The sequence below is a fragment of the Sedimentitalea todarodis genome (assembly GCF_032595355.1).
Classification (GTDB): domain Bacteria; phylum Pseudomonadota; class Alphaproteobacteria; order Rhodobacterales; family Rhodobacteraceae; genus Sedimentitalea; species Sedimentitalea todarodis.
The window spans coordinates 1-5455 of sequence record NZ_JASMWN010000060.1; the positions used below are offsets into that span (position 1 = coordinate 1).

9 protein-coding genes and 1 pseudogene are annotated in these 5455 nt (G+C 55.8%); 3 read left to right on the top strand and 7 right to left on the bottom strand.

Annotated elements, in window-relative coordinates:
* A partial coding sequence (locus QO231_RS25700) for an AAA family ATPase (protein WP_316783051.1) occupies positions 1–435 on the top strand: 435 nt, incomplete at its 5' end.
* Between the two features lie 187 nt (positions 436–622).
* Here the strand turns inward: QO231_RS25700 and QO231_RS25705 are convergent.
* On the bottom strand, positions 623–1183 hold the full coding sequence (locus QO231_RS25705; RefSeq protein WP_316783054.1) for a regulator of G-protein signaling domain-containing protein: 561 nt from the start codon (positions 1181–1183) through the stop codon (positions 623–625).
* A gap of 413 nt (positions 1184–1596) precedes the next feature.
* Here QO231_RS25705 and QO231_RS25710 point away from each other — a divergent pair, with 413 nt between their 5' ends.
* Positions 1597–1809 carry a BrnA antitoxin family protein gene (locus QO231_RS25710; protein WP_316783057.1) on the top strand — a complete coding sequence of 71 codons (213 nt, stop codon included), beginning with the start codon at positions 1597–1599 and terminating at the stop codon, positions 1807–1809.
* Positions 1810–1921: 112 nt separating this feature from the next.
* On the opposite strand, the gene QO231_RS25715 is transcribed toward QO231_RS25710, so the two are convergent.
* The 6 genes from QO231_RS25715 to repC form a co-directional block, all read right to left on the bottom strand.
* Positions 1922–2251 carry a type II toxin-antitoxin system RelE/ParE family toxin gene (locus tag QO231_RS25715; protein WP_316783060.1) on the bottom strand — a complete coding sequence of 110 codons (330 nt, stop codon included), beginning with the start codon at positions 2249–2251 and terminating at the stop codon, positions 1922–1924.
* Positions 2248–2499 (bottom strand): type II toxin-antitoxin system ParD family antitoxin, encoded by a 252-nt coding sequence (locus QO231_RS25720; protein ID WP_316783063.1) that lies wholly within the window; start codon positions 2497–2499, stop codon positions 2248–2250. The genes QO231_RS25715 and QO231_RS25720 overlap by 4 nt, the downstream gene beginning before the upstream one ends.
* 131 nt (positions 2500–2630) lie before the next feature.
* Positions 2631–3029 (bottom strand): type II toxin-antitoxin system VapC family toxin, encoded by a 399-nt coding sequence (locus QO231_RS25725; RefSeq protein ID WP_316783066.1) that lies wholly within the window; start codon positions 3027–3029, stop codon positions 2631–2633.
* A complete protein-coding gene (locus QO231_RS25730; protein WP_316783069.1) occupies positions 3026–3259 on the bottom strand; it encodes an AbrB/MazE/SpoVT family DNA-binding domain-containing protein in 234 nt (77 codons plus the stop codon). The genes QO231_RS25725 and QO231_RS25730 overlap by 4 nt, the downstream gene beginning before the upstream one ends.
* Positions 3260–3381: 122 nt before the next feature.
* Positions 3382–4131, bottom strand: coding sequence for a VOC family protein (locus tag QO231_RS25735; RefSeq protein ID WP_316783072.1), 750 nt, complete (start codon positions 4129–4131; stop codon positions 3382–3384).
* The gene (gene repC, locus QO231_RS25740) at positions 4131–5390 is read right to left on the bottom strand and encodes a plasmid replication protein RepC (protein WP_316783074.1); all 1260 of its coding nucleotides are present in this window, start codon (positions 5388–5390) and stop codon (positions 4131–4133) included. Before repC ends, QO231_RS25735 begins: the two co-directional genes overlap by 1 nt.
* Here repC and QO231_RS26320 point away from each other — a divergent pair.
* Positions 5337–5455: pseudogene (locus QO231_RS26320) on the top strand (IS91 family transposase); the annotation flags it as partial. The gene repC and the pseudogene QO231_RS26320 overlap by 54 nt on opposite strands.

Sequence of the window (5455 nt, forward strand, 5' to 3'; positions counted from 1 at the left end):
GAACCCGGCAGGAGGATCGTCGAAGAGGAACTGCGCGATGAGGGTAAGGCGCTTCCTTGGATCGATCCGGAAGCGTTCGCAAGGCGGGCCATCGAAATGGCATTTCACGACCGAGAGTGCATTAAACACGGGGAAGAGTGGCTATTCTTCGACCGCGGGCTTGTCGATGCAGCTGTCGCGCTGGAGCACGCAACTGGGATATCCGCATCTGACACCGTTTCAGCTGGCAGTCGCTTCCACCAACAAATTTTCATTACTCCGCCTTGGCCTGAAATCTACCGAATGGACGATGAACGACAGCACGGCATGGAGGAGGGCATAAGCGAATACCATCGGTTGCTCGATGCTTTCGACCAGCTTGGATACGATACGGTCATCTTACCAAAGGTAGATGTCAAAGCTCGGGCCGATTTCGTTCTGGAGCGTCATTCCTGACTTTCGCGGCAACTATGCCGTCTCCCCAAAAACGACCGTTTATCGAGTTACGGTATCGGTCAGCCACGTGCTGCGGCACAGCCAGAAACCAGCATTTTGACACTGGCCTTGAAGCGGTCCAATTCGCCAGTTGATGGTGGGCTGACGCCTGGATCGTCGGCATCGAGCCCGAAGCGGCCGCCGGATGTCAGATCAGCTTCGCTTTGAGCAGCATCTTCGTGATCATGCTGGACTTTACCTTCTTTTTCTTCAGTTCCGGTACGGCGGCCAGCTTGGCGGTCATCGTCTTGAACTCTTTCTGATCCCCGACCGCATGGGCGACCATCAGCGACTTCATCGTGCCGGTGTCCGAGATGCCGAGCAGTTCGGCCGCCTTGCGCGGATCGCCTTTCATCTTCCTTTCCGCCTGGGCGCGGTGGTGGTTAAGGAAAGGCTTGTATTTCCAGAAGCTTTCGAGAAAGTTTTTGTCGAGCAGAGATTCGATCTGGTCGCAGAATGACTGCATGAGTGTCTTCCATTTCGTGTTCTTGAAATCGTTCGCCTCTGCAAGATCCATGGCTTCTTTGCGGTCGGGGTAGGCCACGTTGATCGTAGAGGTGGCCTTTGGGTCGATGAATTTCGGGTAGAGTTTCTTGGGATCGAAGCGCTTGGCGACGGCGTCGAGAAAGAGGGTGTTCTCTTCGGCCATGCGCGACTTGACGAACGCGCGATAGAGCTTGCCGAGAGCACGGTCCGCCATGATTTCCATCACTTCGTCGGGATAGGTCTGGTTGCCAATTTTTTTGGCCATGGGTCTCGTCTCCTTTGATGATCAGGTACGCCGGTCAATGTCGGTATTATGGGTTAGTCGCCGGAACGGGCCGAATGGTTCAATCAGCCGCGAAAAAAGTTAGCACGCGACTTCCGCGCGGCGGCGTAGCAGTATGTGAGTTCACGGTTCGCGACGGCCTGAATCGTTGACGAAATCGAAGTCTCAGGCAACGGCAAGTGCTGCGTCTTCAGCAGTATCTATCCAGAACTTATCGCCGTGTGTGACACGCATCACCATTGCTCCCTCCAAGAACACGACAAGCGCGCACGCCAGCGTTTCTGTGGAGGGGCTCCCCGCCTTCGAGTACACTGCCACCTCTGACCAAGGAGCGCGGTGAGCGTCTGGCAGCGATGCCTGATGATCAGATCAACTACGACGACATTCCAAACCTGACGAATGCCCAGCTTGCCGAGATGAAGCGAGCGGAACATTACCATCCCGTCAAAAAGCAGATTCTGGCGCGGGTGGATGCTGACGTGCTGGCGTGGCACAAATCACAGGGAAAGGGCTACCAATCCCGTATGAACGCGATCTTGCGGGGCGCCATGCTTAACACCAAATAGCAGACGACCCTCTTCAAAACACGCACCGACATCGACAGCTGAGAGTCTGCGGAGGGGTGTGTTTTGAGGCGCCAGCGGCGTCGGCTAGGTGCTTTCACAAACTCCTCCAGCATCAAACCCCGTTGAGGGTCGTCAACGCTCCGACATGACGCGGAATATCACTACGAGAATGCAATATTTCGACTACAATTGCCTCGTCTGCCTGATCCAAGAACACCAGAAAATGCTCTCCTGCCCTCGCGAACTGCAATTCCTGAGCTTCATCGACCAGTATGGAACAACTTCGACTGAGAGTGGGACCTCTGGCGATCGCTTCACACCGGTCTATGATTTCCGCTTCGTCGAAGTCCGCCTGCTCTGACCCGAAGTTCTGGATGGTCCAACGGGCAATTTCAACCAAGCTGTCTTCGGCCCGACGAGTCAGCCGAAAAGTCCGGTTCATGTTCTGGCGCGTGCAAAAGTCCGGCGGATAGCATCGGCACCGGTGCCCTCTGCCAGATCACCTGCTTGCGCTTGCGCCAACCCCTCGCGCAAGCCGTGTTGAATTTGCATCAACCCAGCTTCCTCCAGTTCAAGAAGTCGCAACCCGGACCGCAGAGCTTCGCTGGCGTTTTGATAGCGACCAGCCGACACCAGAGCCTGAACCAATTGGTCCTGTGTTTCCGTCAGCACGACGTTTCGGGTCACCATGTCCAGTCTCCTTTGTTGGCAATAAATGCCAATAGCATACTTGGGTCAATTAAGGCGCGTGGGCGTTTCAAAGCCAACATCAACGGTCCCCTGCCCTACTCGTTCCAGAAAATTCACCGGCGTTCGTCTGGTCATGGCGTGATGAGATCCAGCCTCGGAAAGTAAGTCCGGTAGCGACCCACATCACGGGTGATAAGCGGATATTCACATACGGCTGCATGCGCACCAATGAAGAAGTCGGGCAGAACACCCGTTCTCGTGCCGCCGGATTGCCTGTATTTTTGAAACACCTTGCCGGCGAGAAACAACGCAGCCGTTGGAATAGGCTCCAGTTTAAGGCCAATGCCGTCGATCAGCCCATCCAATAGCTCTTTTGTTTCGTAGCGCACCGACAACTCGGCATAGACCACATCGTTGATCAACAAGGGACCCGTCAGTGATGCGGCCTCAAGCTGGGATATCGACCAGTCCGAAAAGCTTGGATCGTCCGTGACCAGGTCCAGAAGAACGTTTGTATCGACAAGCGTCACGCATCGCCTCTGGTCAGCGCCATGATCGCCTCAGTATCCAACCCCTTCCCCGCATGCCCACGGAACTTGGCAAACTGGCTCGTCGCAGGTGTTTTCTCGGCCGGTCTCAGAACCACCTCGCCGGCGGCGTTGCGTCTAAAGTCCACTTTGCTGCCCGGTATCAGCCCAAGCAGATCTCGCACCGGCTTTGGGATGGTCACCTGGCCCTTTGTCGTCACTGTCGCTGGCATGGTTCACCTAAGTAAGGATTGATATGTGAAAGGTATTACTTACGGGTTGAAATTTCAAGATGCCCGCACCCAGATTGCCAGCTGGACCCGCAACTGCCTTCTGAGCCTGACCCCGTCGGGTGCTACTCAGCGTTCCGGAACATCAGAAGATCATGGCTCGGATCGATCCCGGATAGCCCAGAAAGAACCGCGCCAGCGTAACCCGCATTCGGACCCTCCGCCGTTGAAACACATTCGAGAGCGTGAACATGCGGCACCTCCAACACCGTGTATCGTCGTTGGTAGAGCCATTCCCTGTTCTCAATCGCTGTCAGGTCAGCAGACGGAGGAACATCTTGCGTGAAGGCAAAAAAATACAGAGTGAAGCCATGGCTACTGATCGGCTGAACGCATAGCGGGCGCATACCCATACGCTTACAGACACCTTGAACGCGCCCTATGCTCGAGGTGCGCAGGGTGATCAGGTTCAAATGTGCCCCTCCGCCCAACAGTGTGGGATTTACGGACTCATCGGGTCGGTTCCCCTCGAACCAGTGGTCGATCAGCTCAATGGCAAACCCTTCAGGATCGGTAAAATGCGCGAGGTAGCCGACGTTCTGAAACTGATGAGGCGCGCTTACAGTCAAGCCTTTGCAGGTCAATTGTTCGCATGCGAGTTCAATATTGGGAACAGCAAGTGTAATTTTCCAGTACAGGTCACGGGCGGTCGGGACATAGGGCCTGTCAGCCTTTAGAAAACAGATACCGGCTTCTTCGCCACCAAAACCAACACAGCCGTCGCCGATATCCTGCATGCCCAGCACATCGCAATAGAACTGGCGCTGCGCCACAGGATCACAGGCGCGAAGACGCAAGGTTTCAATCTTGGGCATCACGCGGCCGCACCTGTCAATCGCCCATAGAAACTCCGCTCCAGATGCAGCTCCCCTGCCCCGGCTTTCTCGACCATACCGCGCAGATATCCGCCCGGTGAGGTCACCTCTCCATCGCTGAACTTATCGAATATCAGTGCCATGGCCGCGGCGGCGGCCTGTGGACCCAATCGGTCTTGCGCAACGGCCCAGGCGTGTTCTGACACACCCACCATCGGCCGCACCTGCGCGGCAACACGGTGCAATTCGCTCCAGTTTTCAATATAGCCGCCCAGGTCCCGCGACATCTGGGTAAATCCAGGACATGCCTGCATTACCGTTCCCAAATCCAGCACTGTTCCGCGTTTTTTCTTCGCGGTTGTACTCCAATCCCCCTGCTCCGTCTCAACGGGCGCTTCGGCATTGGGCGTGGTGACCACGCCGGCCGTTTCCTCGTTTTCTGAGGAATTACTAATTACAGGATAAGGTTGATTTGTATCTAGTATGTGAGGTTCATTAACGGACCCCTTGGGGTTCATTTCTTTGGTATGTTTGGTGGAGAGTTCACCATTTTCTGTGTCGTTTTCCACAGATATTTCAACAGCTTCGTCCTGCTCCATTAGGGCCGCGTCAATTTTCTCCTTTAGGGCCGTGAAGCGCTGAAGCAGGTCAAACAGCCAATCAGACCCCATCGAGCCCCTTGGCAGCCGATCCAGAAGCGCCTGAAAGGCTGCTGATAGCACGGTCCAGGGACCGGAGACGGCCTGTTCCAACGCGGTTTCGAGCTTGGCGTGGATCGTACGACGCATGATCGTGATCTGACGTTTCGCGCGTGCACAGAGCTGCCGCTCGGCCTGTAGATGAGCAAAAAGAACTTCAAATTCTTCTGCCCGTGCGGCCAAGGGCGCAAGATCATAGCCATAGGCCTCAATGATATGCCCTTCAGCATCCCTGTGGCCCCATCGTTTGCCATTGGGGCTGTCTTTGAAGGCAATGAGGCCGGCATCAACAAGCCGCCTCGCATGGCGTTTGAGCGCAGACAGGGAAAACCCGGTCTGCTCCATCAGATAGGCATTAGAGGCCCAGACAATGGGCCGCCTGCCCTCTTCCCAGTCCTGAGACTGTGTAAACGCCCCGAACGTGTCGAGCAGCATCATATCGCTGGCCTTCAATCCGATATGTGCAGCCACCCGTTTGCACGCCAATAGCGCCTTGTTTTTGGGTATATAGCAAAGGTCCGAAGTCTGCTTGGGGCGCAACAACCCGAACCGGAACCACAAGTGGACGCGGAGATTATCCCGCTCACCCTGCGCGAACCATGCCCCGACTGCGGCGGGCCCATGCG